The 26,188-nt window shown below is 49.2% G+C and carries 22 protein-coding genes and 1 pseudogene; 11 read left to right on the top strand and 12 right to left on the bottom strand.

Annotated features, from left to right (window positions below; genetic code table 11):
- The 6 genes from galE (at position 1) to HQN90_RS24095 (ending at position 6,866) form a co-directional block, all read left to right on the top strand.
- Complete coding sequence (galE, locus tag HQN90_RS24120) at positions 1 to 987, top strand: UDP-glucose 4-epimerase GalE (protein WP_173223435.1); 987 nt, start codon at positions 1 to 3, stop codon at positions 985 to 987.
- An 86-nt stretch (positions 988 to 1,073) separates the two neighbouring features.
- On the top strand, positions 1,074 to 2,654 hold the full coding sequence (locus HQN90_RS24115; protein ID WP_173223433.1) for a UDP-glucose--hexose-1-phosphate uridylyltransferase: 1,581 nt from the start codon (positions 1,074 to 1,076) through the stop codon (positions 2,652 to 2,654).
- A gap of 910 nt (positions 2,655 to 3,564) precedes the next feature.
- Entirely contained in the window at positions 3,565 to 4,554 is a 990-nt protein-coding gene (locus tag HQN90_RS24110; protein WP_173223431.1) for an acrylyl-CoA reductase family protein, read from the top strand.
- A gap of 31 nt (positions 4,555 to 4,585) precedes the next feature.
- Positions 4,586 to 5,443: a carbon-nitrogen hydrolase family protein gene (locus HQN90_RS24105; RefSeq protein WP_173223429.1), complete on the top strand. Its 858-nt coding sequence runs from the start codon at positions 4,586 to 4,588 to the stop codon at positions 5,441 to 5,443.
- 30 nt (positions 5,444 to 5,473) lie between these two features.
- A complete protein-coding gene (locus HQN90_RS24100) occupies positions 5,474 to 6,223 on the top strand; it encodes a GNAT family N-acetyltransferase (RefSeq protein WP_173223427.1) in 750 nt (249 codons plus the stop codon).
- Positions 6,195 to 6,866 (top strand): GNAT family N-acetyltransferase, encoded by a 672-nt coding sequence (locus HQN90_RS24095; RefSeq protein ID WP_173223425.1) that lies wholly within the window; start codon positions 6,195 to 6,197, stop codon positions 6,864 to 6,866. Before HQN90_RS24100 ends, HQN90_RS24095 begins: the two co-directional genes overlap by 29 nt.
- A 49-nt stretch (positions 6,867 to 6,915) precedes the next feature.
- Here HQN90_RS24095 and HQN90_RS24090 read toward each other — a convergent pair whose 3' ends face one another.
- From HQN90_RS24090 to sigY, 4 genes are all read right to left on the bottom strand, one after another.
- On the bottom strand, positions 6,916 to 7,311 hold the full coding sequence (locus tag HQN90_RS24090) for a hypothetical protein (RefSeq protein ID WP_173223423.1): 396 nt from the start codon (positions 7,309 to 7,311) through the stop codon (positions 6,916 to 6,918).
- 124 nt (positions 7,312 to 7,435) lie between these two features.
- Positions 7,436 to 7,657: a sigmaY antisigma factor component gene (locus HQN90_RS24085; RefSeq protein WP_173223421.1), complete on the bottom strand. Its 222-nt coding sequence runs from the start codon at positions 7,655 to 7,657 to the stop codon at positions 7,436 to 7,438.
- Positions 7,644 to 8,036 (bottom strand): YxlC family protein, encoded by a 393-nt coding sequence (locus HQN90_RS24080; RefSeq protein ID WP_173223419.1) that lies wholly within the window; start codon positions 8,034 to 8,036, stop codon positions 7,644 to 7,646. Before HQN90_RS24080 ends, HQN90_RS24085 begins: the two co-directional genes overlap by 14 nt.
- The gene (gene sigY / locus HQN90_RS24075; protein ID WP_246362807.1) at positions 8,037 to 8,555 is read right to left on the bottom strand and encodes an RNA polymerase sigma factor SigY; all 519 of its coding nucleotides are present in this window, start codon (positions 8,553 to 8,555) and stop codon (positions 8,037 to 8,039) included.
- Positions 8,556 to 8,682: 127 nt separating this feature from the next.
- On the opposite strand from sigY, the gene HQN90_RS24070 reads away from it, so the two are divergent.
- Complete coding sequence (locus HQN90_RS24070) at positions 8,683 to 9,609, top strand: GNAT family N-acetyltransferase (RefSeq protein ID WP_173223414.1); 927 nt, start codon at positions 8,683 to 8,685, stop codon at positions 9,607 to 9,609.
- 66 nt (positions 9,610 to 9,675) lie between these two features.
- Here HQN90_RS24070 and HQN90_RS24065 read toward each other — a convergent pair whose 3' ends face one another.
- Positions 9,676 to 10,083, bottom strand: coding sequence for a winged helix-turn-helix transcriptional regulator (locus HQN90_RS24065; RefSeq protein WP_338042373.1), 408 nt, complete (start codon positions 10,081 to 10,083; stop codon positions 9,676 to 9,678).
- A 112-nt stretch (positions 10,084 to 10,195) separates the two neighbouring features.
- Here HQN90_RS24065 and HQN90_RS24060 point away from each other — a divergent pair, with 112 nt between their 5' ends.
- The gene (locus HQN90_RS24060) at positions 10,196 to 11,209 is read left to right on the top strand and encodes a zinc-dependent alcohol dehydrogenase family protein (RefSeq protein ID WP_173223411.1); all 1,014 of its coding nucleotides are present in this window, start codon (positions 10,196 to 10,198) and stop codon (positions 11,207 to 11,209) included.
- Positions 11,210 to 11,281: 72 nt separating this feature from the next.
- Here the strand turns inward: HQN90_RS24060 and pyrH are convergent, their stop codons facing one another.
- The 3 genes from pyrH to HQN90_RS24045 form a co-directional block, all read right to left on the bottom strand.
- Complete coding sequence (pyrH, locus tag HQN90_RS24055; RefSeq protein ID WP_173223409.1) at positions 11,282 to 12,016, bottom strand: UMP kinase; 735 nt, start codon at positions 12,014 to 12,016, stop codon at positions 11,282 to 11,284.
- A 216-nt stretch (positions 12,017 to 12,232) separates the two neighbouring features.
- Positions 12,233 to 13,582 (bottom strand): MFS transporter, encoded by a 1,350-nt coding sequence (locus HQN90_RS24050; RefSeq protein ID WP_173223407.1) that lies wholly within the window; start codon positions 13,580 to 13,582, stop codon positions 12,233 to 12,235.
- Between the two features lie 105 nt (positions 13,583 to 13,687).
- Positions 13,688 to 16,546 carry an ATP-binding protein gene (locus tag HQN90_RS24045; protein ID WP_246362806.1) on the bottom strand — a complete coding sequence of 953 codons (2,859 nt, stop codon included), beginning with the start codon at positions 16,544 to 16,546 and terminating at the stop codon, positions 13,688 to 13,690.
- Between the two features lie 238 nt (positions 16,547 to 16,784).
- Between HQN90_RS24045 and HQN90_RS24040 the strand changes: the two genes are divergently transcribed.
- A complete protein-coding gene (locus HQN90_RS24040) occupies positions 16,785 to 17,972 on the top strand; it encodes an EAL domain-containing protein (RefSeq protein WP_173223403.1) in 1,188 nt (395 codons plus the stop codon).
- Between the two features lie 562 nt (positions 17,973 to 18,534).
- Here HQN90_RS24040 and HQN90_RS24035 read toward each other — a convergent pair.
- Together HQN90_RS24035 and HQN90_RS24030 are read right to left on the bottom strand one after the other, a co-directional pair.
- Positions 18,535 to 18,717 (bottom strand): annotated as a pseudogene (locus tag HQN90_RS24035) (aldo/keto reductase); the annotation flags it as partial.
- A 202-nt stretch (positions 18,718 to 18,919) separates the two neighbouring features.
- Positions 18,920 to 19,816, bottom strand: coding sequence for a chitosanase (locus tag HQN90_RS24030; RefSeq protein WP_173223399.1), 897 nt, complete (start codon positions 19,814 to 19,816; stop codon positions 18,920 to 18,922).
- A gap of 1,005 nt (positions 19,817 to 20,821) precedes the next feature.
- On the opposite strand from HQN90_RS24030, the gene HQN90_RS24025 reads away from it, so the two are divergent.
- Complete coding sequence (locus HQN90_RS24025) at positions 20,822 to 21,226, top strand: hypothetical protein (RefSeq protein WP_173223397.1); 405 nt, start codon at positions 20,822 to 20,824, stop codon at positions 21,224 to 21,226.
- On the opposite strand, the gene HQN90_RS24020 is transcribed toward HQN90_RS24025, so the two are convergent.
- Both HQN90_RS24020 and HQN90_RS24015 read right to left on the bottom strand, forming a co-directional pair.
- Positions 21,227 to 24,100: a DEAD/DEAH box helicase gene (locus tag HQN90_RS24020; RefSeq protein ID WP_173223395.1), complete on the bottom strand. Its 2,874-nt coding sequence runs from the start codon at positions 24,098 to 24,100 to the stop codon at positions 21,227 to 21,229.
- Positions 24,088 to 25,680: an SWIM zinc finger family protein gene (locus tag HQN90_RS24015; RefSeq protein ID WP_173223393.1), complete on the bottom strand. Its 1,593-nt coding sequence runs from the start codon at positions 25,678 to 25,680 to the stop codon at positions 24,088 to 24,090. Before HQN90_RS24015 ends, HQN90_RS24020 begins: the two co-directional genes overlap by 13 nt.
- 192 nt (positions 25,681 to 25,872) lie before the next feature.
- Between HQN90_RS24015 and HQN90_RS24010 the strand changes: the two genes are divergently transcribed.
- Positions 25,873 to 26,166, top strand: a complete 294-nt coding sequence (locus HQN90_RS24010; RefSeq protein ID WP_173223391.1) for a hypothetical protein — start codon at positions 25,873 to 25,875, stop codon at positions 26,164 to 26,166.
- The last annotated feature ends 22 nt before the right edge of the window (positions 26,167 to 26,188 follow it).

The raw sequence follows: 26,188 nt of genomic DNA, 5'->3' as shown, positions 1-26,188 counted from the left end.
ATGGCTATTCTAGTAACAGGTGGAGCCGGTTATATTGGATCTCATGCCGTGGCTGAACTTTTGGTCAAAGGGGAAGAGGTCGTTATCGTCGATAATTTGCAGCAAGGGCATAGAAATGCCGTGTTGGGTGGCAAACTGTACGTGGGTGATCTGCGTGACAGTGAATTTCTGGATACCGTATTTACAGAAAATAAGATTGATGCCATTATCCATTTTGCAGCGAATTCTTTAGTTGGCGAGAGCATGACGAATCCTGCCAAATATTATCATAATAACGTATATGGAACATTGTGTTTGCTTGAAAAAATGACGCAATACGGAGTGAAGAGAATCGTCTTCTCCTCTACAGCAGCTACGTATGGCGAGCCTGAAAATATTCCGATCCTAGAAAGCGATCGCACATTGCCAACGAATACGTACGGCGAAACGAAGCTCGCTATGGAAAAAATGATGAAATGGTTCGACGTGGCCCATGGCATCAAATATGTATCGCTTCGCTACTTCAATGCAGCTGGTGCACATGCTGGCGGCAAAATTGGAGAAGATCACAGCCCGGAGACACATCTGATTCCGATCATTCTGCAAGTAGCTCTTGGACAGAGAGCGCATATCTCCATCTTCGGGGAAGATTATGCTACGGCTGACGGCACGTGCGTGCGTGATTACATTCATGTAAGCGACTTGGCTAGCGCGCATGTGCTTGCTGTTGAGAAGCTGCGTGGCGGTGCGGAAAGCAACATTTATAACCTAGGAAATGGCACAGGCTTCTCAGTCAAAGAAGTGATCGACATTGCCCGCAAAGTAACGGGTCATGCGATTCCTGCAGTCATCGAGCCTCGCAGATCCGGTGATCCGGCAACGCTTATCGCTTCTTCAGACCGAGCGAGAGCTGAGCTTGGCTGGAAACCAATGCGTGATTCCTTGGAAGCAATTATTGAGAGCGCATGGAACTGGCACCAAAATAACCCGAACGGTTACGAAGCGTAGAATAGAGCAGAACGTATGCAGGCTAGAGCGGCAAGAACAGATAAAGTGGCTTGCTAAGCCTTGTTTTGCGGAGAGGAGTGTGGCACATGGAACGGACAGTTGAAGCTGTACAGCATACTGCATTAACCATAGAAAGACTTCTGCAGTTCGCCCAGCAAAATGGACTTGTTGAGCAGCTTGATGTCTATACATCACGCAATGCTTTACTCGATTTATTCGGGCTTGCTGAGCCTTATCAAGGAGAAGTGCCGACAGAGACATTGAGCAGTCCCGTTGCGCTGCTGGAAGAGCTGCTGGATGATGCCTTTGCAATCGGGCTTTTGGAAGAGAATACGACGACGTACCGTGATTTGTTGGATGCGCGCATTATGGGGCTGGTGATGCCTCGTCCATCCGAGGTCGTTCATCACTTCCGGTATACAGCTAAATCTGCCAGCATTGAAGCGGCAACGAACTATTTCTACAAGCAGTCCATTGATTCCAACTACATTCGGATGGATCGTATTCAAAAGAATGAGTATTGGCTGGCTGCAACGCCCTACGGCAATCTGGAAATTACGATCAACCTCTCCAAGCCGGAGAAAGACCCAAAGGAAATCGCGCTTCTCAAAACGCTGCCGCAAAGCAGCTACCCATTATGTCTTCTGTGCGTAGACAATTTAGGGTATGCAGGTCGTGTGAACCACCCGGCGCGTCAGAACTTACGCGTGATCCCGTTGGAGCTGGATGGGGAGAAATGGTATCTTCAGTACTCTCCTTATGTGTACTATAACGAGCACAGCATTATTTTCCATGAAAAGCACATTCCGATGAAAACAACAGCGAATACGTTCTACCGTTTGCTGGACTTCATCGAACAGTTCCCTCACTACTTCATCGGGTCCAATGCCGATCTGCCGATTGTAGGTGGTTCTATTCTGAACCACGATCATTTTCAAGGCGGGCGTCACCAGTTCCCGATGGAAAAAGCGCCGAGTGAGAAAGCCTTCTCACATGCGGATTTTGAAAGCGTGAAAGCAGCCATCGTCAAGTGGCCGATGTCCGTGCTCCGCCTCAGCAGCCACAGCAAGCAGCAGCTGTACAAGCTGGCCAGCAAGCTGCTCGAAGACTGGCGCGCCTACAGTGATGCGGAAGCGGACGTCCTCGCCTTCAGCGATAAGGACGGACAGCGGACCCCGCATAACACGATCACCCCGATCGCCCGCAACAATGCACGGGGCGAGTACGAGCTTGATCTGGTGCTGCGGAACAACCGTACCAGCCAGGAGCATCCGGATGGGATCTTCCATCCGCACCAGCACTTGCACCACATCAAGAAGGAGAACATCGGCTTGATTGAGGTTATGGGGCTGGCTGTGCTGCCAGGCCGCCTGCAAGAGGAGCTCGCGGATATCGCGAAGATTCTCACCGGCGAAGCCGAGTTCGGCCGCGAGATCCAGAGCGAAGCCAGCCACCCGCTGCATAAGCATGCGGGATGGATCGAAGCGATGCTGCTCGCGAAGCAAGGAGCTTCGCTGACGCAGGCCGAAGCGAATGCGCTGCTGCAGGCCGAGGTCGGCAGCAAGTTCATGGACGTCCTGCTGGATGCAGGCGTCTTCAAGCGAGATGAAGCCGGGCAAGCGGCTTTTGGACGGTTTTTGGCTGCGGTGGGCTTTGCGCAGCAGTAATAGTACTCCCCAGTGTATTGGCGACTGGGGAGTTTTTGTTTGGGCTTGGATGAGCGGGGCGAGTCCAAGGTTGCGTTCGTTCGTCGCGTAGACGGCGGCGCAGGGCTTTAAAGCGGCGCTGACGTCTACGCCGAACGGCCGTTCGTAACTGAAAGGCTGAGGATCAGCCTTTCAGGCGGGGGGGTGCCAGCGGGAGCTGAGCCTTGAATGGCAGCTGAAAGGCCGAAAAACAGCCTTACAGCTGGGGAGATGCCAGCGAGAGCGTCCCGCGCAGGTAGCTAGGGCTGTTTAACAGCCCTAAAGCCGCGGCCGAGCCGCGATTCGGCGTTGAAAGGCCGAAAAACAGCCTTATAGGCAGGCAATTGCGAGCGAGAGCGTCCCGCGCAGGTAGCTAGGGCCCTTTAACAGTCCTAAAGCCGCCGCCGAGCCCCGAATCGGCGCTGAAAGGCCGAAAAACAGCCTTATAGGCAGGCAATTGCGAGCGAGAGCGCCCCGCGCAGGTAGATAGGGCTGTTTTACAGCCCTAAAGCCGCGGCCGAGCCGCGAATCGGCGTTGAAAGGCCGAAAAACAGCCTTACAGGCAGGCAATTGCGAGCGAGAGCGTCTCACGCAGGTAGATAGGGCTGTTTTACAGCCCTAAAGCCGCGGCCGAGCCGTGAATCGGCGCTGAAAGGCTGAAAAACAGCCTTACAGGCAGGCAAGTGCGAGCGGCTGTCACTTTGGTAACTCGGATGTAATCTTAATCTGTACCTTCGCATACTCACACACCGCTTAATTTCCTACTCCAGCTATTCATATGCGCGCATTCTCCACCCTGGCAGTCGGCCTTGAATAAATGGAAACGGACAACAAAATCGAGTAAGATAAAAGCAGCAATGTGAAGTGAATGTTATGGACTTGGAGGCGCGATATGGATAGTTTTCAGGCATGGGTGGTAGACCGTTCGAAAGAGCAATTCTCCAGCGGTATGAAGGAACTGCATATGGAGGACTTACCGGCGGGAGAAGTTACGATTCGCGTTTCCTACTCCGGAATTAATTATAAAGATGCGCTGGCCTGCTCTCCGACGGGGCGCGTTGTGCGAGCTTATCCGATGGTACCTGGTATTGATTTGGCGGGGACGGTGGTCGCCTCGGCTGATGGTCGGTATCGGGAAGGTGACGAGGTGCTTGTGACCAGCTATGAGCTGGGAACGGGGCATTTAGGCGGGTTCAGTTCGTATGCACGGGTGCCGGCTGATTGGGTTGTGCCGCTGCCGAAGGGGCTTACCCATCGCGAGGCAATGATTCTCGGGACAGCCGGTTTTACTGCCGCCCTTTCCATCCTGCGGATGGAGGAGAATGGGCTAAGCCGTGCTAAAGGACCGGTGCTGGTTCGCGGCGCAACCGGCGGTGTGGGCAGCAACAGCGTAGCTATGCTGGCTGGGCTTGGTTATGAAGTTGAGGCGAGCACGGGGAAATCCGCTGATCATGCGTATTTGCTTGAGCTAGGCGCAAGGCGCGTGCTGTCTCGCGAGGAGCTCTCTCCGGCTGAGCAGAAGCCGCTGAATAAGGAGTATTGGGCCGGCGCTGTCGATCCTGTCGGAGGTGATTCGCTCTCCTATGTGCTAAGTCGAATGCAATACGGCGGTTCGGTCGCTCTTAGCGGCTTAACGGGTGGGGGCGAGTTCGCGGCGTCTGTATATCCTTTTATACTGCGAGGCGTGAATATAGTCGGTATTGACTCGGTATACTGTCCGATGCCAACTCGCAGACTGCTCTGGGAGCGCATCGCGGGGGAACTGAAACCGCAGCTGCTAGAGCGGACGGTATATAAAGAGGTGGGCCTGGCGGGCATTGGTGATGCTGCAGGTGAGGTTTTGAACGGAAAAGTCAGAGGAAGAGTACTCGTCCGTTTGTAGATGAATTTCATGGGATAGGGAGAGATTGTTGTTGAAAATGCGAGTTTCAGCGGTGCAGTATCATTTGCACACGATACATAGTTTCGATGAGTTTGCTGCGCAGGTAGAGCATTATGTGAAGATAGCTCAGGAGTTTGAGGCGGATTTTGTCCTGTTTCCGGAGTTGTTTACAACACAACTAATGTCGATTGGTGATGAGAATGGAAAGGCTTTGTCGATTGAGGTACTGCCTTCCTATACAGAGGCTTACCGTTCGCTTTTTCAAGGATTGGCTAAGCAAACGGGTATGCACTTGATCGGTGGCACCCATATTACCTCCGAGGAGGGCAAGCTGTATAATACCGCGCATTTGTTCTATCCGGACGGAAGGGTTGGAGAGCAGAAGAAGCTGCACATCACGCCGCCGGAGATCAAAGAATGGAATATGGGCGCAGGGGATTCCTTGCAGGTTTTTGATACGGATAAAGGCCGAATTGCCATTCTGGTCTGCTATGATGTAGAATTTCCCGAAATCGTGCGGATGGCAAGAGCCCGCGGAGCAGATGTTTTATTTGCCCCTTCATGTACAGATGATCGGCATGGATTCCATCGTGTACGGTATACCTGTCATGCGAGGACGATTGAGAACCAAATCTATGTGGTTACGACGGGGACGGTGGGTTCCTTGCCTACGGTTGATTTCATGAGAGGCAATTTCGGGCAAGCTGCGGTGATTACACCCAATGATGTGCCTTTTCCGCCCAAAGGCATTCTCGTTGAAGGCGAAATTAACGGGGACATGGTGGTCACAGCTGATCTGGATTTGGACCTTCTAACCCTTGTTCGGGAAAAAGGTTCCGTTACCACATGGCGCGATCGCCGAACGGACCTGTATACAGATTGGTCTTAAGGCGGCAAGCCTAGGAGGTAGCTTAGCGTAATGAGGGTAGCATCAGAGCGATTTTATATGAAAAAGATGTACGTGTTCGACGGAGACAAGCCGATGGAGGCTGTCATACGCACATATGGCAGAGAAGACTTTCAAGCGCTCATTCGTGTGCAGCAGGAAAGCTTCCCGCCTCCGTTTCCCTCGGAGCTTTGGTGGAACGAAGAACAGTTGGCTGAACATATCACCCGATTCCCTGAAGGAGCGCTTTGTGTAGAAGTAGCCGGTGAGATTGTTGGGTCCATCACGGGGCTTCGCGTTGATGAGGAAGAAGCCCATGCGGCTGATCATAGCTGGTCTGCCATAACGGACAATGGGTATATCCGTACGCATCGTCCTAATGGCGACACCCTCTACATTGTGGACATCTGTATTCACCCTGCATTCCGCAAGTTTGGGCTTGGCAAGTGGATGATGCAATCGATGTATGAAGTGGTTGTTCATCTTGGCCTTGGAAGGCTGCTCGGTGGCGGGCGGATGCCAGGTTATCATCGGCATTCTGATACGATGCTTGCGGAAGAGTATGTGAGTGCTGTGATGCAGGGTGCGTTGAAGGACCCGGTTATTACTTTTTTGCTGCGCTGCGGGCGGACTCCCGTACAGGTAGTGCCGAACTATTTAGAAGATGAGGAATCGCTGAACTATGCGCTTTTGATGGAATGGCGGAACCCGTTTCGGAGAAATGTTGATCAAATGGAAGGAGTGAACAAGATAAATGGAATACATACGCATAACAAGTATTGATAATCCTTTATTTCGAGCGATGCATGATTTGATGAAGGAGGTGTTTCCTTCGGAAGAGGTATTGGAGTACGCTCTATGGAAAGAGCCGTTGGAGGACCCGGGAATTCGTGTATTCGTAGCCGTGCACGAAGGAAAAGTAGTAGGTGCCACGGAGTATCGTTACTATGACGACCTTCAGGTAGCGATGACAGACTTCACGATTATTGGCCAAGCGGGACTTGGGATTGGCCGCTTCCTGGCACGGAAGCGGTGGGCGGATTTGGAGGCTTTGGCCGTCAAGTCGGGTAAGCCGATGATTGGAATGTTCGCCGAAATTTACGATCCGTATCGGATTGAGGGACATGCTTTTGGCGGTGTGAAGCCGATGGACCCCTATGTGCGACGTGAGGTACTGTCGCATTTGGGATATAAGCGAATTGATTTCCCTTATGTTCATCCGTCTTGGGAGAACAATGGCGAAGCTGTGGAGGAGCTGGATCTCTGCTTCCTGCCAACAGACGAGGATATGACAGCGCTCGACGCGGCAATCGTTGAGAAATTCCTGAAAGGCTACTATGCCATTCTAGCCAATAAGCCGCAGGCTTGGCATGACATGGTGGGAGGGCTGGGGCAGCAAACAGCCTTGGCGCTTTTACCGCTGTAGAAGTTTATCTTTGTCTCAAAAGTAACTATTGTTGAAATGCAAGTCAGTTTCAATCCATAGAAAACGGCATATTAAAAGGAGCTAAGCGGCTTGTACCGCTTAGCTCCTTTTTGGCATTCCACAATATAGGCTCCGATATTGGCGATATTCGACTTCGTAGAAACTCTTGGTTTTCTCCGTGGCTCACCGATTTTGAAATACCTGCATAAGTGCAGGCATTTTCGATCAAATCGTGTGAAAACATCAGAAATCCTGCGATTATGCAGGCTTTGCAAGCTTTTTCATCTTGGAATCGAAAAAAGGTCTCGAAAGGATGCATATTTGCAGGAATTTCACGATTTAGCTTATTTTCATGATGAAAAAGATGCAGAATCGCAGGAATTAGGCGATTTTTACGGACGGGCCTGAGAAAATCTATCAGCGTGAGCAAACTCAAGCGACTCAAGCCAATCCACCTTGAAAGTGTGTATAAACAGAAAGACATGTATAACCTTGCTGCCAACTGTCTTCCTTTGAATTTTTCACTGAGCATGAACATTGGAATCTCACTTAGAGATACGCCAAATGGATTAAGCCTTGCGCAACCAACGACGATGAATCTTGCGCACAGCAAACAGATAGATAATCAGCGGCGTAGGTGCTTGGATGATGCCCCAAATCCCCCAGAACCAGGGATAGCGGGCGCTGCGCTTGCGCGCATCAACGAACAGCCAAGTGCTTTGCACAAGCAGCAGGATGGCTATGCCAATCCAAGCCCATAGGGGCAATGCATCCCAATCAGGATTCTTCATGTAAATCCACCTGCTTTCGTAAAAGTAGCCAAGCTATAGGAACAATAACTGCTGCAGCTTGCAGGGAAAGAAAAGCCAACGGCTGAGAAGTTGCAATAGCATATAAAAGGTATAGAATGGTCAAAGCTCCTAACCATAATGTAAGTAAATCACGAAGCAGCCTTAAACGCTGTTTCTTGTGCGTTTCTGCAATTCGCTGCTCGAACCAAGCGGAACTAGGCGTAGATGGAGAGAATAAACGGTCCATGGTACGAAGACCCTCTTGCAGGGAGTGAATCGTTTGTTCATCATCTTGCTCCATGTGCAGCTTTCCCAGTTGCTCCTCATTCCGTCCTCGCTCCGGCTCACTCCGCCGCGGCGTCTTGTGATTCTCATCCATCTACGCCAGCTCCTTTCGTAAGTGTTTCAATGCATGATGCACCCTGGATTTGGCGGTACCCTCCGCTATGGAGAGGATTTGGCCGATTTCCTCATAGGTGTAGCCGTAATAATGCTTGAGAATGAGCGGGATGCGGCTGTCCTCAGTTAGTTCAGTCAAAGCATTCAGGACATCCGGCCAATCCTCGTGTTGATTTCCGGCCTGCCACTGCATGTGGCGCAAGTTTTGCTGCTGCTCCTGCCAGAGTTTCTCCCGTTTGCGACGCCGACCTTGATCAATGTACAGCCGGGTGGCGATGGTCATGAGCCAGGAAGAAAACTTGGAGGATTTCTCCTGATAAAGCTTTATTTTCTCTATACATTTCATCATGGTTTCCTGGGTGATGTCCTCAGCCATAACGGGATTGAGTGTAATCTTCAGCAAATATTTGTATACAAAGTCATAATGCTGCTGCAGCAGCTGAGACAGAGCAGCATGATCTCCCAGCATGGCCTGACGAATGAGTACGTGCTCTTCCAAGGGTTTGATCATCCTCTCTGTCTGAATTCCTAGATAATACGAATAGGTCTGGCTAATCGTTCACCATGGACGAAAATTTAGATTTAATTATTTATTAGCTTACCACTTTGGAAGGAAGGCATGTATAATGACAGCAGGAAGAACATTGAACAAGTGGAGGGGCAATCTATTGAAACAAGGTATTGTACCAAGAGCCGGTCTTTCGCCGCAGGAGTTGGAGGAAGTTCGGGAGCTTTGGGAGATTTGTAATCGTCAAGAAGGCATCGAGATTAAGCTGAATTGGGGCACATTAACGGATCGTCCAGCTGGCGTGACGAATGATTTTTTATTTTACCAGGATGACCGGATTGTTGGTTTCCTGGCTATATATAGCTTTCTATCGACCGAAGTAGAGCTTAGCGGGATGGTGCATCCAGATGCGCGGCGGCAGGGCATTTTCAGTCAGTTGGTTCAAACAGCGATAGACACGTGTCGACATCGACAGGTACCGAAGTTGATTTTCATCAATGAAAGAAGCTCTGAGAGCGGGAAAAGTTTCCTTGCGAAACTGGGTTCCCAGTATAGCTTCTCTGAATACGTGATGGAGCTCCGGGGCCATGCTGCTGCTGCTCTTCCGGCTTTGGATGAGCAAATTACGATTCGCTTGGCAGATAAGCAGGATGTAGAGCTGCTGGTAAAGCTCAATATGTCGGGGTTCAATATGACAGAGCAGGACACTAGAGATTACGTCAGTCAGACGATCGAAGGCCAGAAAGAACGGACATGGATCGCGGAGCTTGGTGAGCAGAAAGAACCTATTGGGAAGATAGGCGCGATGGTTGAGGCAGAGGGGACTGGATTCATTTATGGCTTTTGTGTAGTGCCGGAGTTTCGGGCTAAAGGCTACGGACGCCATATCCTCCGTCAAACGATTACGGAGCTCCAAAAGATGGATAAGGCGACGTACATTAAGCTGGAGGTATCCGTAGAGAACGAGAAGGCGCTGGGCTTATATGAATCATGTGGATTTACAACCAAGAATGCCAATGACTATTACGAACTGATACTCAATTAGGCTAAAAGCTTTTTCAATAAAAAAGGATAGAACAGCAGCGAATACTGCGTTCTATCCTTTTTGCTGTTACTCATTCTCAGCAAAATCATGAGCTGCAGCCGTTTGATCAAAGCGATCTCTTGCTTGCTCTACGATGGCAAAGTTATCAATCGCCCACTTTTTAAGCTCAAGCATCGGCTTTAACATGCTTTCGCCAAGCGGAGTCAGTGAATAGTCAACGCGAGGCGGAATGGTTGGCGTCAGATGGCGCATGACAAGTCCATCCCGTTCCAATTGACGCAAGGTTTGGGTTAGCATTTTTTTGGAAATGCCTTCAATGCGCCTCCCCATTTCACCGTACCGTGCACTGCCATTCTCCAAGGCATAGAAGACAAGCACGGTCCATTTGCTCGAAATAATCTCAAGCATTTTGCTATAGCCGCAGACTTTTAAGGATATGTCAGGTTGATTTCCTTTGTCGGTTAAGAACATCATTTACCTCCCTATGCACCTTTGGGTGCCCAGTGAACAAATAAGTGCCTACTTACTCAATTTTATGGGATGGACTATTATATGTCTATATTGAGTTATGGAGGAGAGATACAGAATGAAAGTTATACAAATCCAAGGTGGTTATGGTCTTGCACATGTGAAACAAGTAGAACGAGAAATGCCGATCCCAGGGCCAAATGAGGTGTTGATCAAGATTCGTGCCGTGGCTCTGAATTCCCGTGATCTGGGTGTTATTGCTGGCATCTATCAACCCGATCTATCAAACCCGCTGGTTCTGACCTCTGATGCTGTTGGCGAGGTGGTTGCGCTTGGTGCGCAGGCATCCAAATTCGGCGTGGGCGAGCGGGTCAGCGGCATTTTTACGCAAAGCTGGATTGCGGGAGAAGCTTCCCAGGCGAACTGGGGGAGCACGCTTGGCAGTCCGCTGGACGGAATGCTGGCAGAATACGTGGTTCTGCCTGAACAAGGGCTCGTGCAGGTGCCGGACTACCTGACAGATGCGGAGGCGGCGACACTACCGTGTGCGGGAGTAACGGCCTGGCATGCGATTGTCGAAGAAGGCGGCGTCAAAAGCGGGGATACGGTTGTGGTGCAGGGAACAGGCGGTGTTTCTTTATTTGCACTGCAATTCGCCAAGCTCCAAGGAGCGTCGGTTATCGCAACCTCCAGCAGTGATGAGAAGCTGGAGAAAGCGCGTCAGCTGGGTGCGGATTTCGGAATTAATTACAGGGCTCAGCCCGAGTGGGAGAATGAGGTATTGAAGCTGACGGGAGGCCGAGGTGCAGACCATATTGTTGATGTGGGCGGGGCTTCTACGCTTAATCATTCCATCTCAGCGCTTCGTGTAGGGGGTCGAATTAGCATCGTTGGACTTCTCTCCGGCGGCTCAGTGGAAGGCTTCCAGGTGGTGCCTGCCATTGTGCGCAAGGTGCGGCTTCAAGCAATTAATGTGGGGAGCAGAGCGATGTTTGAAGCTATGAATCGTGCGATTACGCAGCATACGCTTCATCCTGCCATTGATCGTGTTTTCTCATTTGAACAGGCAATCGAAGCTTTTGACTATTTGCAAAATGGTTCTTACTTCGGAAAGATTTGCATTACACTTTAACCCAGCGTAACCAATGGTAGGATTTCAGTTTATAAAACAGTAGGGGAAGCCTCGCTTACCCCTACCATGATTTTAATGATAAATAAGTTCAGAAGATCCGCTAATTATTGTACCCGTATTTTGTCCCATACAAATTTCTTTCATAGAGCCAGGCTTGTCGAAGTTGAAAACATGGATAGGAACATGGTAATCACGGGCCAAGATGAAGGCTGACTGATCCATGACCTTCAGATTGTTGTGGATGACATCATTGTAGTGAAGTGATTTGTACTGAACAGCTTCCTTATGGTGTTTGGGATCTTTATCGAACACGCCGTCAACACCTTGCTTCGCGACAAGAATCGCTTCACAGTTGACCTCGATGGCTCGTTGGACCGATGGATAATCGGTGGTGACGAAGGGCTGCCCATTGCCGCCTGCAAAAATAACGATATACCCTTTTTCCAGATGATGAATAGCTCTAAGCCGGATGAAGGGCTCCGCTACGGAAGCAATCGGAATGGCCGTCATAACGCGGACTTCCGCTTGGGTCTTCGCTTTCAGAACGCCGCGCAGCATGAGACTGTTGATGACGGTGGCCAAGGTGCCGATATTATCGGCTTCAGCCTTCTCGATGCCCCAGCTTTCTCCCATATTGCCACGGAAAATATTGCCCCCGCCGATCACGAGACATACCTCTACGCCTAATTGCACAACCGTCATAATCTCATTGGCAATGTGGTCCAGCTGCATCGGATCAAAGCCGAATTCGCTGTCTCCCGCGACAGCTCCGCCACTAAGCTTGATAAGGACTCGTTTATACCGCATATCCATCTCTCCTTCCAATGTGAAAAATTGTGTATCCTATGGTTTCCTGCCTGAAATCAGCTCCGCCCAGAGGGGCTAAAATCTGCGAAAAAAAACACTAAAGCAACGAATGCTTTAGTGTTCCATGGAATGAGAAATAGGAAGAAATCTATGCTCGACAGCAGTCTTCATACTCCTCACTCCTTCCGCTTATGATTAAAAGCTATTGTACCTGAATCAAGAGGAAGAATGCAATTTCTGCGGAACGCGCATGTGAACGAACAAGCCAATAATGACGAGCACTAAGAGGGAGCCTAACGCTGCGCGGCTAGCCAAATTTCCTGAAGAAGCGAGTGCCCACGTAATAGATCCATACAGCGCGGGTCCGACGATAGAGGACACTTTGCCGGAGAAAGCGAATAATCCGAAGAATTGGCCGCGTTTCTCTTCCGGCGTTAATTGTACAATGAGTGTTCGCGATGTTACCCACATAGCGCCCATTGAAACGCCGTACAGGCTGCCGGCTATCCAGAACAAGCTCTGGCTAGTTGCCAGAGAAGCGACCGCAATTGCGACAATGAGGATGAAGGCGACGATGGTCACGGCATGCTTGGGGCCAATACTCCTTGTGACATACCCGAAGAGAAACGAGCCAATGATGCTCGATACCGTCGAGACCAAGTAGAGCAGAATGAATTGCCCTGTGGTGAAGCCCATCACCGTGTTCGCATAAATGGCCATGACGGCAATCGCTGTGGCAATCGCATCATTGAAGAAGAAATAGGCGATCATGAACAGGAAAGCAGCTCGGTACTTCCTAGCTTCTTTGAATGTAGCCCAAATCTCGCGGTACCCGCTGAGCAGTGATTTTTTCTCCTTAACCGCCTGTATAGGCTTCTCTTTGTAGAAAAACATAATCGGCAAAGAGAAGAGCAGGAACATCAATGCACTGGGAATGAACGTATTTTCAAAGTGGTTTCCGTTAATCAGCGGATAGACGATGAGACCAACCAAAGTGCCCACATAGCCTACGGCAACGCCAACGCCGGAAATAATCGGAATTTCGCGCTCGCTGCCCAAATCCGAAATCATGGAATCATAGAAGATCAGGCTGGAATTGTAAAAGAATTTGGCAATCATAAAAAAGAAGATGACGCCAAGCACCGACGTATTGAGTCCGAGCCATTGCTGCTCTGTATCCCAGATGGCGGAAATACCCATGAGCAGTGTAGCAACAATAGCGATTAAGGTAAAAGGAATAAGGTAAGCCTTCTTTTTGCCTGTCCGATCGATCCAGACTCCGAATAGAGGCGATAGCAGCACGAGAAAGAAGCTGGACAAGGCATTGGAATAGGTGATAAAGGTGCTGGCGATTTGATTCAGCTCTTCGCTTTTCCCTAATGTTTCTTTGAGATAAAACGGATAAAAGACAGTTACGATATTGGAGGAGAAAATCGTATTCGCGAAATCGTACATCGCCCAAGCGAAGATGGGCAAGGAGAAGAACAGTGTCCAGACTCCACGTGCTTGTCTTGTGTTGGAAGCGTACTCAAGCTTTGCCAATTGGCTCACACCTTTCCTTCTCATCCCTGACTATTACTTTAGTATATTGGCTGCATAGCAGGGAAATCCCTTTCCCTTTACAATAAATAAAACTCTCCCCCGATGAGCCGGAAGGAGAGTTTGCGGTGACTAGGCGTCTGATTGTGGTTTTTTGATTTCGACCTCGATCATATCCATATTCGATTTCATTTCGATAATATCAATCCCTTTGCGCTGCAGGGTAGTGGAGAGGGAATCTTTGTCCTGCGTATGGAACACATAAGCATTACTTTGCTTCGTTTCGAGCAAATGCTTGGCTACCTGAACGAGACGCTCCATCGAAAACGGTTTTTTGAGATACTTCTGGATATCCTTCTCATGGTAATCGTGCGGCTGATCCAGCGCCGTTGATACGATGACAGGGGTTTGGTAATACACCGGATGATGAGAGAGATCAGCGATGAAATCCCAACCTGTCTTGGCTCCTTCGAGATGAATGTCAACGATGAACAAGACGGGCTCTCCGATGCAGCGGCTTAGCGCGATAATGCCCTCTTCCGCAGAACGAATCTGGATGGAAGGGAGGTTGAACTTGTTCAGAGCGACTTGAATCAGCTTGGCTAAGTCGTCGTCATCTTCGAAAATAACAATTTTATTATCCAACGTAGACAGTTGATATTGATCCAAAACAACGCGGAATGTGGTGCCTTTCCCCATCTCTGAGGTGTAGGAGATCTGTCCATGATGTCCTTCTACAATTTCTTTGACGATGGCCAGACCTAAGCCTGTACCGCCAATTTGCCGGCGGTCTGAATTATCGACCCGGAAGAATTTTGAGAACATCTGAGCATGCGCTTCCTCGGGGATGCCCAGCCCATAATCTTGAATAGTTACGATAATTTTACCTTGATCAGCGCTCAAATGGATATCAATGCGGTCCGAACCAGGTGAATACTTAATCGCATTGCTGATGAGGTTATGGAACACTTGACGCATCCGATCTGCATCCGCGCGTACCCAGAGCTCTTCATCCTGCTGATGGATGATAATGTGATGATTTTGTTTATCCTGCCACTGTTCAGCAATCTCTTGCGCTGTACTTATTAAATTGATCGGTGAGAAATGATACAGTTGGCGTCCTGACTCCATACGCTGTAAATCCAAGAAATCGTTGATTAGATTCGATAGGCGATGCGCTTCTTTATAGATGGTTTCCATGTATTTCTTCTGCTTGTCCTTCGAAAGCTCGCGATGCAGCAAAATCTCGATGAATCCCAGCACGCTGGCAAGCGGTGTCCGCAATTCATGGGAGACGATGCTGATGAATTCATTTTTCATTTCATCAACGCGTTCTTCCTCCGTTCGGTCACGGAATACGAATAAATAGCCCTTCTGTTCCGTATCTGCACTGACGACAGTTGCATATAATTCGGCATATTGCGGCTGATCCTCGAATACGAAGCTAAAGCGCTGCGTGAGATGAGAATTCGAACCTTCGATTAACGCTTCAATGGAGGTAGCTACACCGATAAAGCTGGCGGTTTCCGTAGAAATGTCGTGACAGCATGCGATTAAGTTCTCCCCTATCCGTTCATGCAGATTGAAGTAGCGGTTCATCCGATGATTGGAGAAGAGAATCGTACCGTGCGAATCACACATCATCATTCCTTCGTGAGCCGATTCCAAAATATTTTGGATCAAATCACGCTGGCCTTCAATAAGCTGCTTTTCAGCGATGAGCTGATCATTAAGCTTAGCGAGATTAGCCGCTTGGCGAAGCCTCTCGTCATTCATAACCTGAGAGTAGAACGCTAAACCGAACTGACGAACTAACCCTTTGGTTAACCGCTGATTAGTTTCATGAAGGAGAGAACTTTGATAGCTGGTTAGTAGCAAGAAGCCAATGACTTTCTGTTTATCATCGAATAGAGGGATATACTGATCGCAAGCCTGAAGCATGCCGCCATGAATCCCTTGTTCATGTCCGTGCACATCCCGCATGTGGTAGATCGGCGTCCCCTCATCGAAAACGCGTTTGGCAGGGCCAAACAGCTCTTGCTGATGTTGACTGATATGATTTTTGGGATATCCAATGGAATGTATAACATCATAAGATAAGTTGTTGCCATCCGCGGAAGAGGGGCGCTCTATGACAACTAGAGCAGCATCCTGGGCTAATGAGTTCAATAGGGCAGGCAGTGTATGCTTTAAGAAATCCTTTAATTCCACATACCCTGTCAGTTTCTCCTGATAGGAAGAGATAAGCTCCAAGTCCCGTTCCCGTTCGGACAGCTTGGCCAGAGTCACCTGCTGCTCTTCCTGCTGGGCAATGATTTCCTCGTTCTGTGTCTCTAGGCTTTCAGCCATATAGCGATAGGTTTCTTCGCTTTTGCGAAGTTCTTCCTCAGCTTGGTTCGCGCGGAGAGAAATGAAGATGGATAGACCGCCGGCGATTAAAGCGATAATGCCTCCAACCATCGTAATCATACGGGAGGTTTGACCAGCTTTGAGCGAAGCGGTGTAAGCATCTGCTGTAATTTGTTCGATGGCTTTTTCAATACTGGTGTGAATGATCCGATAACGGTCCATCATCGTTTTACCTGAGGCCAAGCGGGCTTTGGCTTCGTCCGTTTTCCCTGCCCTCACCAACTCTAATTGCGAATCATAGAATTTCTGTAAATTGGTAATGGCCGGTATGGCTTGTGTATCCATAATGAGCTGTAATGTCGGATACTTCTTGTCATACTTGCGAATCTTGTCCAAATCTTCCTCGAGCTGCTTTCGGCCAGCTGTATAGGGATCCAGATATTGCTCGATGGTGGTTAGCTCGAAGCCCCGAATGGCTGTTTCTTGATTAATTAAATCCGTTAGCAGGCTGTTCGTCGTTGTCGCAATGGGGATTGAGTCCTTCACAATCGCATTGCTTTCACTTTCCATATTCCTTGAAGCGATGTAGTTGGATACACTTACAAAAGCCAGTAAGACGACGATTAAAATAACGTATAGCATTGAGATCCGAGACCTCGTAAATGCCTTCATAGCGAACTGTCACCTAACTTCTAATTAGAATGTGAATGATATGCTAAAAATTCGACACCGACCAACAAATTCCTTTAAAAAATGATAATGTCATGTTTTCTTCCATCAATCCATTGCAAGAAAGGTCGATGTCGTTTACAATACTATTCATTAGACAACTAATGTTATATTTAAGTACATTGATTACAGCTTGAGGAGGGCGCACACCGTGCAGGTTAATGACAGCAGGATTCCGCCGAAGCAGGAAGTACGTCCATTTTTCCAACCCATTCTGTCTCTGCAAAGCCAAGAGATCATCGGTTACGAAACCTTGGGCAGAAGGGTGCGGCAAGGCCATGTTGAGAGTCTGGGACCTTTTTTCAAGGATCCTGACATTTCTGAAGAGGATCATTTGTCGATTGATCGTTATTTAAGAGAACTGGCTATTGAACGGATTACAACTGTAGAAGACGAGAGTGCATTGTTCATTAATTTAAAGCCATCCTGGATCTATCAAACATATAAGCGGACGGGCATGCTGCCTACCATTGAGTTGTTGAGAAAATACCAGATCAATCCAGCGCGTATCGTTATTGAAGTGACCGAGGAGGAATTTACGGGAAAGCTTCAGGAGCTGACGCGCATTGTAGAAATCTATCGAGAGTTCGGTTGTACGATTGCGATTGATGATGTGGGCAGCGGCTTCAGCAATTTCGACCGGATCGCCAGTCTCCAACCGAAAATTTTGAAAATTGACCTGAATCTTCTGAAAAAAAGCGTCATCCACGCGGGCTACAAGGCCTTGATGCAGTCGTTCTCCATTTTAGCTGCTCAAATGGGTGCTTCCCTGCTGGTCGAAGGCGTGGAAACGAAGCAAGAACTCCACAGCGCGCTGCAAGTTGGGGCCAGGTATGTTCAGGGCTATCTCTTCTCCAAAGCGGAGCCTGAGCTCCAGAAGAAGGACGCTTTCAAAGCGATGCTGAAAGAAGAAATGAACATCTTCGGTCAAAGTGAATTTCAACGCTACAGCCGAATCCTCACCATACATCAAAGCCTCGATTCTCTGCTTCGCGGTTCGGTCCGAATATCCACATCCGATAATGCGGATTCCATGATCGAGAATATGCTGAACAGCGTTTCCGATAATTGCATGCGGATCTACATCTGTCTTGGAGATGGCTATCAAATCTCATCCAACTACTCGCGCAAAGACGAAGCCTGGAGCAAAGATGACAGCTATCGCGGAGCGAACTGGACATGGAGGCCCTATTTTATCTCGAACATTCTCATGATGAATCTGCAGGACCAAGGTATTCTTTCCCAGGCTTATACGGACTTGGATACGTCCCATCAGATCCAAACCTACTCCTGCGCGTTGGGAGAAGGGTATTATCTATTTTTGGATTTAGTGATTTGATCAATAGGTACATAGAGTCTTTCTATGGCTCATTTTGCGCGGCAGTGGAACTGCTTTATGTTAACTTGCTTCATTCGCATATCCCGTATGCGGACATGGGGGATGGATGGACTTCAAAATGCCTTGTTCCACACTTGAGGAGTGGCTTTGAGGCGTTGTTCCTGTTATTTGGGCCCCGTTCCGTTCATACACGCCCTTTGTGGGACGGCCCTCATCATCCTGAAATTGATGAAATTCATTTTCTTCGCCTATTCCTGCGAATATGCATCCTTTTCCTCAGGGAAAGGCGCAAAAAGGTAAAAAGCCTGCAATTATGCATCCTTTGGAGGCCTTTTTTCGATTCCAGGAGGGAAAAGCTAAGAAAGCCTGCATAATCGCAGGCTTTCTCATTTTTCACACGATTTTAGCGAAAAAGCCTGCACAATTTGCAGGCTTTTCAAAATCGGGGAGCCACGGACCTGGCTCAGCCCATTCAATTCGAAGCCTTGCTTTTTTCGCAAATAGAAGTCTCTTCCCCAAAAGGGAGATGAATCTTCAGGACAACCACTTTTTTGGTATATCTTTACTCAGCTTTCAAGATTTCATCAATGAGCTTCAATTCGCTCTCAGTAAACGCCAAGTTATTGAGCGCCGCAACGTTGTCCACAATCTGGCTAACTCGGCTAGCGCCAACAAGTGCTGACGTAACATGATTGCCACGGAGTACCCATGCGATGGCCATTTGAGCCGAAGATTGCTCTCTGGCCCGCTTATTCGCCAGGATTGGTTGGATAAATTGGGCTTGCCGCTTCCGGAAACGATTGGTGATTGGCATAATGTGCTCAAAGCGTTTGCATTAAGGAGATAAAGCTTTAACCGATCGACCTATGTGGATGAAATGCTTAGCTAGTTTGTGGCTGGTCAAGAGCCGCTTAGCAAATTTCAAAAGGACCAAATCAAGATGCGCCTTACTTCATTTCCCAGTTTGTCACTTGAACAATGGCGGCATCCGCGTTCTTCAGATCGGTTTCTCCATTTTTCAGAAGCGTGCTCCACTGCTTCACACGGTTCTTGCCGTTGGGCGGCTGGTTATAGTCGTTGGTATCAACGATTAAGGTGCGCTTCGCGTAGAAACTAGTCATGAATGTCTTCTCATCTTTGCTCGTGCCAGATCGTGAGAGAACCCCCTCAAGACTGCCTGAATCGCCAGTGGAGCCTTGATTCAGTGCCGTATCCACAAAAGAGCCGATGGTTAAGGCCGAACTGAAACCGCGCTGACGTGCTTGCTGTACACTATATTTGATATATACATCGTAGAAAGTGCTCCAGATGGCATCTCTCCATTTGCTATTGTTCTGCAAGGCGTTAATTTTGCCGCAGAAAACACTCCCGCTATCCGTAATTTCCAGAATGGAGCCTTTCATAGTCCCATGGACGCCAATACGTGCCAGTCCGCCTTGAATCGAAGGGTTGCTGGCTCCGCTAACCTCGTCATATTTCTTGAATAAAGTGGGACCATCAGGATTGGGGTCATTGGCACCGCCTGTCGTAGCGCCGAAAATGCCCATCGTGTATCCGCGTTTATCGGGAAGCTTTTCACAATAGCCATAAAACTTCGTCCAATCGAGCGAATCTTGCTCAGGTTTGTTGACGAGTTTCATAATATTATCCCATTGCTCACCATCGAGGCCTGTATTTGTCTTCAGGAACTGCAGCGTTGCTGGTGAGAAATTAGCGTCAGGGTTGCCTGCAGCGTGCGATTGTTGAGCGGGAGCGGCAACGAGCAGAGTCGCTGCAATTGCGGAGCTAAGCAGAATGGAAAAAAGTGATTTTCTTTTAATTTTGGAATTTGTAGTTGTTGTCATGTAACATCCTCCTAAAATTATAAAATAATTAAAGTTTAAGCGCTTTCTTTTTGGGTGAATAAAATGCCTCCTTGCTTGAGAAAAACCAAGTTATCCAATCAACTGCCTTACTCCTTTCTGCGTTATATGTTTAAACGCTTAAACTTTCAGGTTAAAAGAAATGTGATCTATGTAAAAAATGACCCGTGCCGCAAGCGACATTGCAATCACTTTTAACCCCTGACCATTGGAAGATTCTTATGTACACCCTTAATTTACCATAAGTGTTTCCGCGTGGGAAGTGTTATTTTAACTTGGCAAAGAAAGAAACCGAACGCCAGACAAATGGCTGCCCATCTGTCTGGTGTTTGCGTGATAAATAAGGCTTAATGCATGGTCCAGTTCGTCACTTGAATAAGGGCATCGTCCGCATTTTTCAAGCTGAATACTCCGTCGTTCATCACTAGCTCACTTCTTTCACTAAAGTTTAAACGGTTAAACTTTAAGGTGAAAAAGAGAAGCCATTTTCTAGAGAATGACGCATTCACCAAGTACACGGAAGTACTTGTGTACTCTCCAACTATGGATGACTAATGGAACAACCTTAATCTACCATATAAGTTCATCTGTGGGAAGAGGGATTTTATTTAGATAAAAAGGTTGAAATGCCCGGAGTAAATTGAACAATTTTGTCGATAAATGAATAACGATCCGGAGGATTTAATTGGTGGGGGAAGTAATAGTATGGTTTTGCAGGTCTGTGGCTTACTGATTTTGAAAAGCCTGCTAAAGTGCAGGCTTTATCGATCAAATCGTGTGAAAAATAGCAAAAACCTGCGATTATGCAGGCTTTCTGAGCTTTTGCACCCTAGAATTGAAAAAAAGCTTCAAAAGGATGCATAATAGCAGGCTTTTTACAATTTTGCTTATTCTCAGAAGGAAAAGGATGCATTTTCGCAGGAATATGGAAATATACGAAAAACGCCTAGTTTCAGAATGAAGAGAGGCTGTTCCACGAAGGTTCCCATGTATGAACGAGTCCCAAGTAACAGGAAAAAACCACCCAAACCATCCAAATCACTCAAAGTACTCAAAGTACTCAAAGTACTCAAAGCACTCAAAGTACTCAAAGTACTCAAAGCACTCAAAGTACTCAAAGTACTCAAAGTACCCAAAGCACCCAAAGCAGCCAAAGCACTCAAAGCACTCAAAGTACTCAAAGTACTCAAAGTATTCAAAGTACTCAAAGCACTCAAAGTACTCAAAGTACTCAAAGTACTCAAAGTACTCAAAGTACTCAAAAGTACCCAAAGCACCCAAAGCATCAAAACCACCCAAACAACCAAAATTACCCAAATAGCCAAAACCATCAAAACCATCAAAAAACCTCCACATCCACTGTTCAAGTGGGTGTGGAGGCTTTCTGTATAACTAATCTTCAACCCACTCGCGGCGCAGCGAGAACAGGTCGCGCAGCTCATCGGTCGACAGCTCGGTGATCCAGTTCTCGCCGGAGCCGACGATCTGCTGGCTCAGGCCGAGCTTACGCTCGATCATCTCGTCGATGCGCTCTTCGAGGGTGCCAAGCGTGACGAACTTGTGCACCTGCACATGCCGTGTTTGCCCGATCCGGAAGGCACGGTCCGTCGCTTGGTTCTCGACGGCGGGGTTCCACCAGCGATCGTAGTGGAACACATGATTCGCCGCCGTCAGGTTGAGCCCGATGCCGCCGGCCTTCAGCGAAAGAATGAACACATTGCGCTGCTCTTCAGCCGGCAGGCTGGCGTCCTGGAAGTGCGCGATCATGGCATCGCGCCCCGCTTTGGGTGTTCCGCCGTGGAGGAACAGCACATTCTCGCCAAGCTCCTGCTGCAGCACATGCTGAAGCAGGTTGCCAGTCTCCACAAACTGCGTGAAAATCAAGCATTTGTCGCCTTCCTGGCGCAGCTCATGTACCATCTCGAGCAGGCGCTCGAGCTTGTTAGAGCGTCCGCTCCAAGGGGCGCCCAGCCCTTCCTTGAGCAGCAAAGCAGGGTGGTTGCATACCTGCTTGAGCTTCGTGAGCGCGGCGAGAATAAGGCCGCGCCGCTCCATGGCTGAGAGCTTATCCAGCCTATCGAACATGTCTTGGATGTAGTTCTCGTACAGCGAGCCCTGCTCGGCTGTTAGCGAGATGAACGTTTTGGACTCGTTCTTTTCCGGCAAATCCAGCTGAATGGCAGGATCTTTCTTCTCGCGGCGGAGCAGAAACGGGCGGATCAGCTTCTGCACCTTGCCGATCGTCTCACTATCGCGCGTCTTCTCGATCGCGTTCACATAGCGGTGCGTGAATTCACGTACCGTGCCGAGATAGCCAGGGTTCGCGAAATCGAAGATCGACCACAGCTCGGTAAGCCGATTCTCGATCGGCGTTCCCGTTAGAGCAATGCGGTGAAAGCCGTCCAAACGGCGGATAGCCGAGGCTTGCTTTGTATAAGCATTCTTGATATTTTGAGCTTCGTCCAAACAGATGGAGTTCCAGGCAACAGAGCCCAGTTCACTTTCATCGAGATGGGAAAGCGTATAGGAAGTCAGAACCAAATCAACTTTGCCCACGATCTGCCCCTGAAAGTCAGGTCCCTTCAAACGCTGGGGACCATAATGCAAATGAACCTTCAGCGAGGGTGCAAAGCGTTTAAGCTCCATTTGCCAGTTGCCCAGAACCGAGGTCGGGCAAATTAACAAAGATGGCGTATCTGGCTGTTCCGTTTCTTTCACTGTGAGCAAATAGGTAATCCATTGGATCGTTTTCCCAAGACCCATGTCATCGGCCAAACAGCCGCCGAGGCCAAAACGGCGCAGGAACAACAGCCAAGAGATGCCATCCACCTGATAGTGACGCAGCGAGCCTTGAAAGCTCGGCGGCGGTTGAATTGTCGGAATAGCTGACGTCTGTGTCAGCTGATCGACCATATGGCGCAGCTGCTCGTTCAGCTCGACCTCCATGTCGATGTAGCGCATCTCATCGGGATCGTCCTCAGCAGGCAGCAGTCCTGCGGCATCTCCGGCGAAGTGCAGTTCAAGCACATCGCGGAAGGAAAGGCCCTGCTTCTTCTGCACCTGCTTCATAATCTGCTCGACCTGCGCCATGAACAGCGGATCGAGCTGTATCCAGTTGCCGCGAATCTGGATCAGCTTGCGCTTCTCTTCGAGAAGCTGACGGAATTCTTCCTCCGTCAGCTCCAGATCCCCGACAGCCAGCTTCCAGTCGAACTGCATCAGCTGGCTGAGCCCGAACATCGTCTCCCGGCCGGAGCCGACGGAAGACTTGATCTTCGCGCGCAGCTTCGGCTTCAGCTTGCGGATGCGTTCCCACCAGGCCGGGAGGAATACACTCGTCCCGGCTTCTACAAGCCGCACGCTTCCCTCTGCGAGGAAGCGCCAAGCCTCTTCCTCCGTCAACGTTTGACGGAGCTCGCCTTCGCCCGCATCCAGCCAGGGCAGGATGCGAACCCATTTGGCCGCGTCACGTGCAACGCGGCCAAGTTCGGGCAGCCACGCCTCGGGCAGCGGCTGTTCGCCAAGCGCCGGCTCGCCGCCGGGCGTCACGGCGCGCAGCACCTCCGGCGCAAGCCGGTCCTGCAGCAGCACGCGCAGCTGCCAGCCCGGGCCATGCGCCAGGTCCGGCTCCATGAGCTGCAAGCAAGTACGCATCGGTGTCCGATCCTGACGCCAGCCAATGGCGACGAGCCAATCTTCCTCGTCGAGCCACAGGTCTGCGCCAATCTCTCCGCGGCGCATCAACGGATACGCCGCTTCAAGCTTGCGCAGATTGTCTTTCATAATGCCGTCGGCGTCCACCCACTCGGGGATCAGGGCATGAATCCAGCGCGTGACCGCCTGCGATTCCAAGGCCTGAAGCTCCTCAGGCAGCTGGAGCTTCCAGCCGATTTCACCGGCTTTCCATTTCTCATAATCCGGCATGAAGCTGCCGGATGCCAGCGCCTCTCGAACAGCCGGCGCCAAGCGAATCAAATCCGCACAGTCTTGCTGCCAGCTTAAGCGCAGATGCTGCACAGGCTGCGGATCGCTGAAATAATCGAGCGCCTCCAGCGGACCCAGCTCAATGCCTTCACGATTCTGCCACTCGCTGGGCTCCATGAACGTGCCGAAAAAGGAGGCGCGATGCCAGGCAAACAGCATATTTTTCAAATCAAGAGCATCCCAAATGCCGCCGTTCTCACGGGTACCCCATAGAAATAAAGAACCGTTAGGTAGGGAGCTAACGTGAACAGTTAGCGCGCTGGTTTCGATCATCGAATCCATTTTCCTTTCTTGAGCTCTTCTTGGAAAGCACGCAAGCGCGAGAATTTATCCGCTAAGCGATACACATAGTGCTCCCAGCGATCATCCTGGCCTAATTGTTTATAAATACCGTGAAGCTTCTTCAGAAGGCGTACAGCCGTCTTATAGGAAGCTCTGTTTTTCTCCAAAACTGCCCGTTCAGCCGCTTGATGATAAAGCGGGAGCAGCAGCGCGGAATCATGCTCTTCAATCGCTTTAAGCTCCATGCCATATAGACTAAGCGGCGAAATTCGGTTCGCTAGCTGCAAGTCGACCCATTGCCGATACCGCTTCGTTTGCAATAAATAAGCCGTGTAATAATAGTAGGAGCGAGGCAGAAGGGACTCCATCACTTGAACCCATTCGCTGTCAGATTCCAAATGCTTGGTCGTATCGAGCCAGAATTGGCAGAAGGTGCGGAAGTCATCGTGATGAGCATTCGCAATGGATTTGAACAGCCAACGCAGCCAGATGACCATAAGGTTCCACTGCTTTTCGTTGTAATAATGGTTCAGATAGAGAAAATAGTCTTTGGCATTTGGCTGAGCCAGCTGTGCCAGACGTTCGAAGGCGCTGTCTGTATCCTCTTGGATAATATCGAAATGAGCTCTGGCCGCAATCAGGGTATCCTTCTTCCGAGCAAGAAGCTCCTTCTTCGCAAGAAGCACCTCGAGTCGCTGGATTTCCTCTTTCTGTGCCTGCGTTTGGTCAGCTAGCTTCCACCAGATGAAACGGTATACGAACAGCCAATCAATCGGGCTATCCTTGCCTTGCAGGGCGAATTCTCCGAGCATTTTGAGCGTGGCTAGCCAGAGTTTGGGTTCCGCTTTGAAAGAGGCATTGATTTGTATCCGCTCCACAAACTCCACCAGCTTATCCTCACAATTTTTGGCGGCAATTTTGCATCCATTTTCGTGATAATAGGATAAGTAGGAGCTTTTGGTTTCTTGATAAAACTGCTCGATCTTCCGCATCATGAAAAGCACGATATGACACAGGTAAATCTCGCGGGTGGTGCTTTTCCAATTCGCAGCGAATGGCGGCAAAGACTCCAGCGCAGAATCATAGAACGTCTCAATGGAATGTTGATGGGAAATGGAGAACCCATGAAACTTCCCTTCAAAGAAACGATGCCAGTCGATAGGCATAGCTTCTTCCATAGGCACGTTGGCCTGCGCGGCAGCTTTCCGTTCCTGAGCCAGCGCCGCTCCGCGAATTGGCTTCTTGCGCGTATGTATTTGTTGTTTTAACTGTTGAAGCACCAATTCCGGACGGCCATAAGGGGCATAAAGACTAAAAAACGTCGCTCCTATATGCTTGCAAAAGCCATCATAAGAACAACTGCATTCGCTAGTCGAGAAGTTTTCTAAATTCAACGTCGTGGTATTGACCTTTTTGCCAGCTACCGTTGCCTGAATGCTAGTGCCCTTCAGGTCTACTTCGGTCACACGACCTTTATGATAATACTCCCAGCCCTGCTCCAGAACGACAGCGTCGAAATGCAGCGGGATTTGCTTGATTAGGTAGTTCATTCGATTTTTGGGAATCTGCAGTTTCAGCATGTGTGCTTTCCTACCCTCCGAGCGGTACATTCCTTCTTCCATAGTAACAGATTTTTTCCGAAATTGCCCATTTCCATAGTTTATGCCAAAGGGTAATTTTTTAATCAGGGCAAAAGGGGTTAACCCTGCATTTGGACCTATAATATGATAAAGTAAAGGGATAAGGAAAGTTGCTGAAGGGAGACTGTGCGCATGGGTGTTAAGTTTGGCAGAGAGTATAAGGACATTGTCACAGATTTCGTACGTGGGATTGAGATGGTGAACGGATTTTATGAATTTCTGGAAATGGATGCGGACGATTGGCAAGCTCTTGATAAGGATGAACAAGAAGAATGCCTGCGCACGCTGGCTGACGATATCTTCTATGCCTTAGGCAGCACTCCGGTTATACAGGTGGGAGCGGGCTCTGTGCGCCATGATGCCAGCAATCACGTACTCAAGGTGCATGACGGTGAGAAGCTGGTTTCCGTTATTTATTTGGTCTAAAACACGCAGAAGTGTGATATAG

The sequence above is a fragment of the Paenibacillus alba genome (genome assembly GCF_013204855.1).
GTDB lineage: Bacteria > Bacillota > Bacilli > Paenibacillales > NBRC-103111 > Paenibacillus_E > Paenibacillus_E alba.
This window is presented reverse-complemented; position numbering and strand designations above follow the sequence as displayed.

Coding starts and splice junctions, on each gene's coding strand:
- galE (WP_173223435.1), top strand. CDS start 1: ATGGCTATTCTAGTAACAGGTGGAGCCGGTTATATTGGATCTCATGCC.
- HQN90_RS24115 (WP_173223433.1), top strand. CDS start 1,074: ATGGAACGGACAGTTGAAGCTGTACAGCATACTGCATTAACCATAGAA.
- HQN90_RS24110 (WP_173223431.1), top strand. CDS start 3,565: ATGGATAGTTTTCAGGCATGGGTGGTAGACCGTTCGAAAGAGCAATTC.
- HQN90_RS24100 (WP_173223427.1), top strand. CDS start 5,474: ATGAGGGTAGCATCAGAGCGATTTTATATGAAAAAGATGTACGTGTTC.
- HQN90_RS24095 (WP_173223425.1), top strand. CDS start 6,195: ATGGAATACATACGCATAACAAGTATTGATAATCCTTTATTTCGAGCG.
- HQN90_RS24085 (WP_173223421.1), bottom strand. CDS start 7,657: ATGAAGAATCCTGATTGGGATGCATTGCCCCTATGGGCTTGGATTGGC.
- HQN90_RS24080 (WP_173223419.1), bottom strand. CDS start 8,036: ATGGATGAGAATCACAAGACGCCGCGGCGGAGTGAGCCGGAGCGAGGA.
- HQN90_RS24070 (WP_173223414.1), top strand. CDS start 8,683: ATGACAGCAGGAAGAACATTGAACAAGTGGAGGGGCAATCTATTGAAA.
- HQN90_RS24065 (WP_338042373.1), bottom strand. CDS start 10,083: ATGATGTTCTTAACCGACAAAGGAAATCAACCTGACATATCCTTAAAA.
- HQN90_RS24060 (WP_173223411.1), top strand. CDS start 10,196: ATGAAAGTTATACAAATCCAAGGTGGTTATGGTCTTGCACATGTGAAA.
- pyrH (WP_173223409.1), bottom strand. CDS start 12,016: ATGCGGTATAAACGAGTCCTTATCAAGCTTAGTGGCGGAGCTGTCGCG.
- HQN90_RS24050 (WP_173223407.1), bottom strand. CDS start 13,582: ATGAGAAGGAAAGGTGTGAGCCAATTGGCAAAGCTTGAGTACGCTTCC.
- HQN90_RS24045 (WP_246362806.1), bottom strand. CDS start 16,546: ATGCTATACGTTATTTTAATCGTCGTCTTACTGGCTTTTGTAAGTGTA.
- HQN90_RS24030 (WP_173223399.1), bottom strand. CDS start 19,816: ATGACAACAACTACAAATTCCAAAATTAAAAGAAAATCACTTTTTTCC.
- HQN90_RS24025 (WP_173223397.1), top strand. CDS start 20,822: ATGTATGAACGAGTCCCAAGTAACAGGAAAAAACCACCCAAACCATCC.
- HQN90_RS24020 (WP_173223395.1), bottom strand. CDS start 24,100: ATGGATTCGATGATCGAAACCAGCGCGCTAACTGTTCACGTTAGCTCC.
- HQN90_RS24015 (WP_173223393.1), bottom strand. CDS start 25,680: ATGCTGAAACTGCAGATTCCCAAAAATCGAATGAACTACCTAATCAAG.
- HQN90_RS24010 (WP_173223391.1), top strand. CDS start 25,873: ATGGGTGTTAAGTTTGGCAGAGAGTATAAGGACATTGTCACAGATTTC.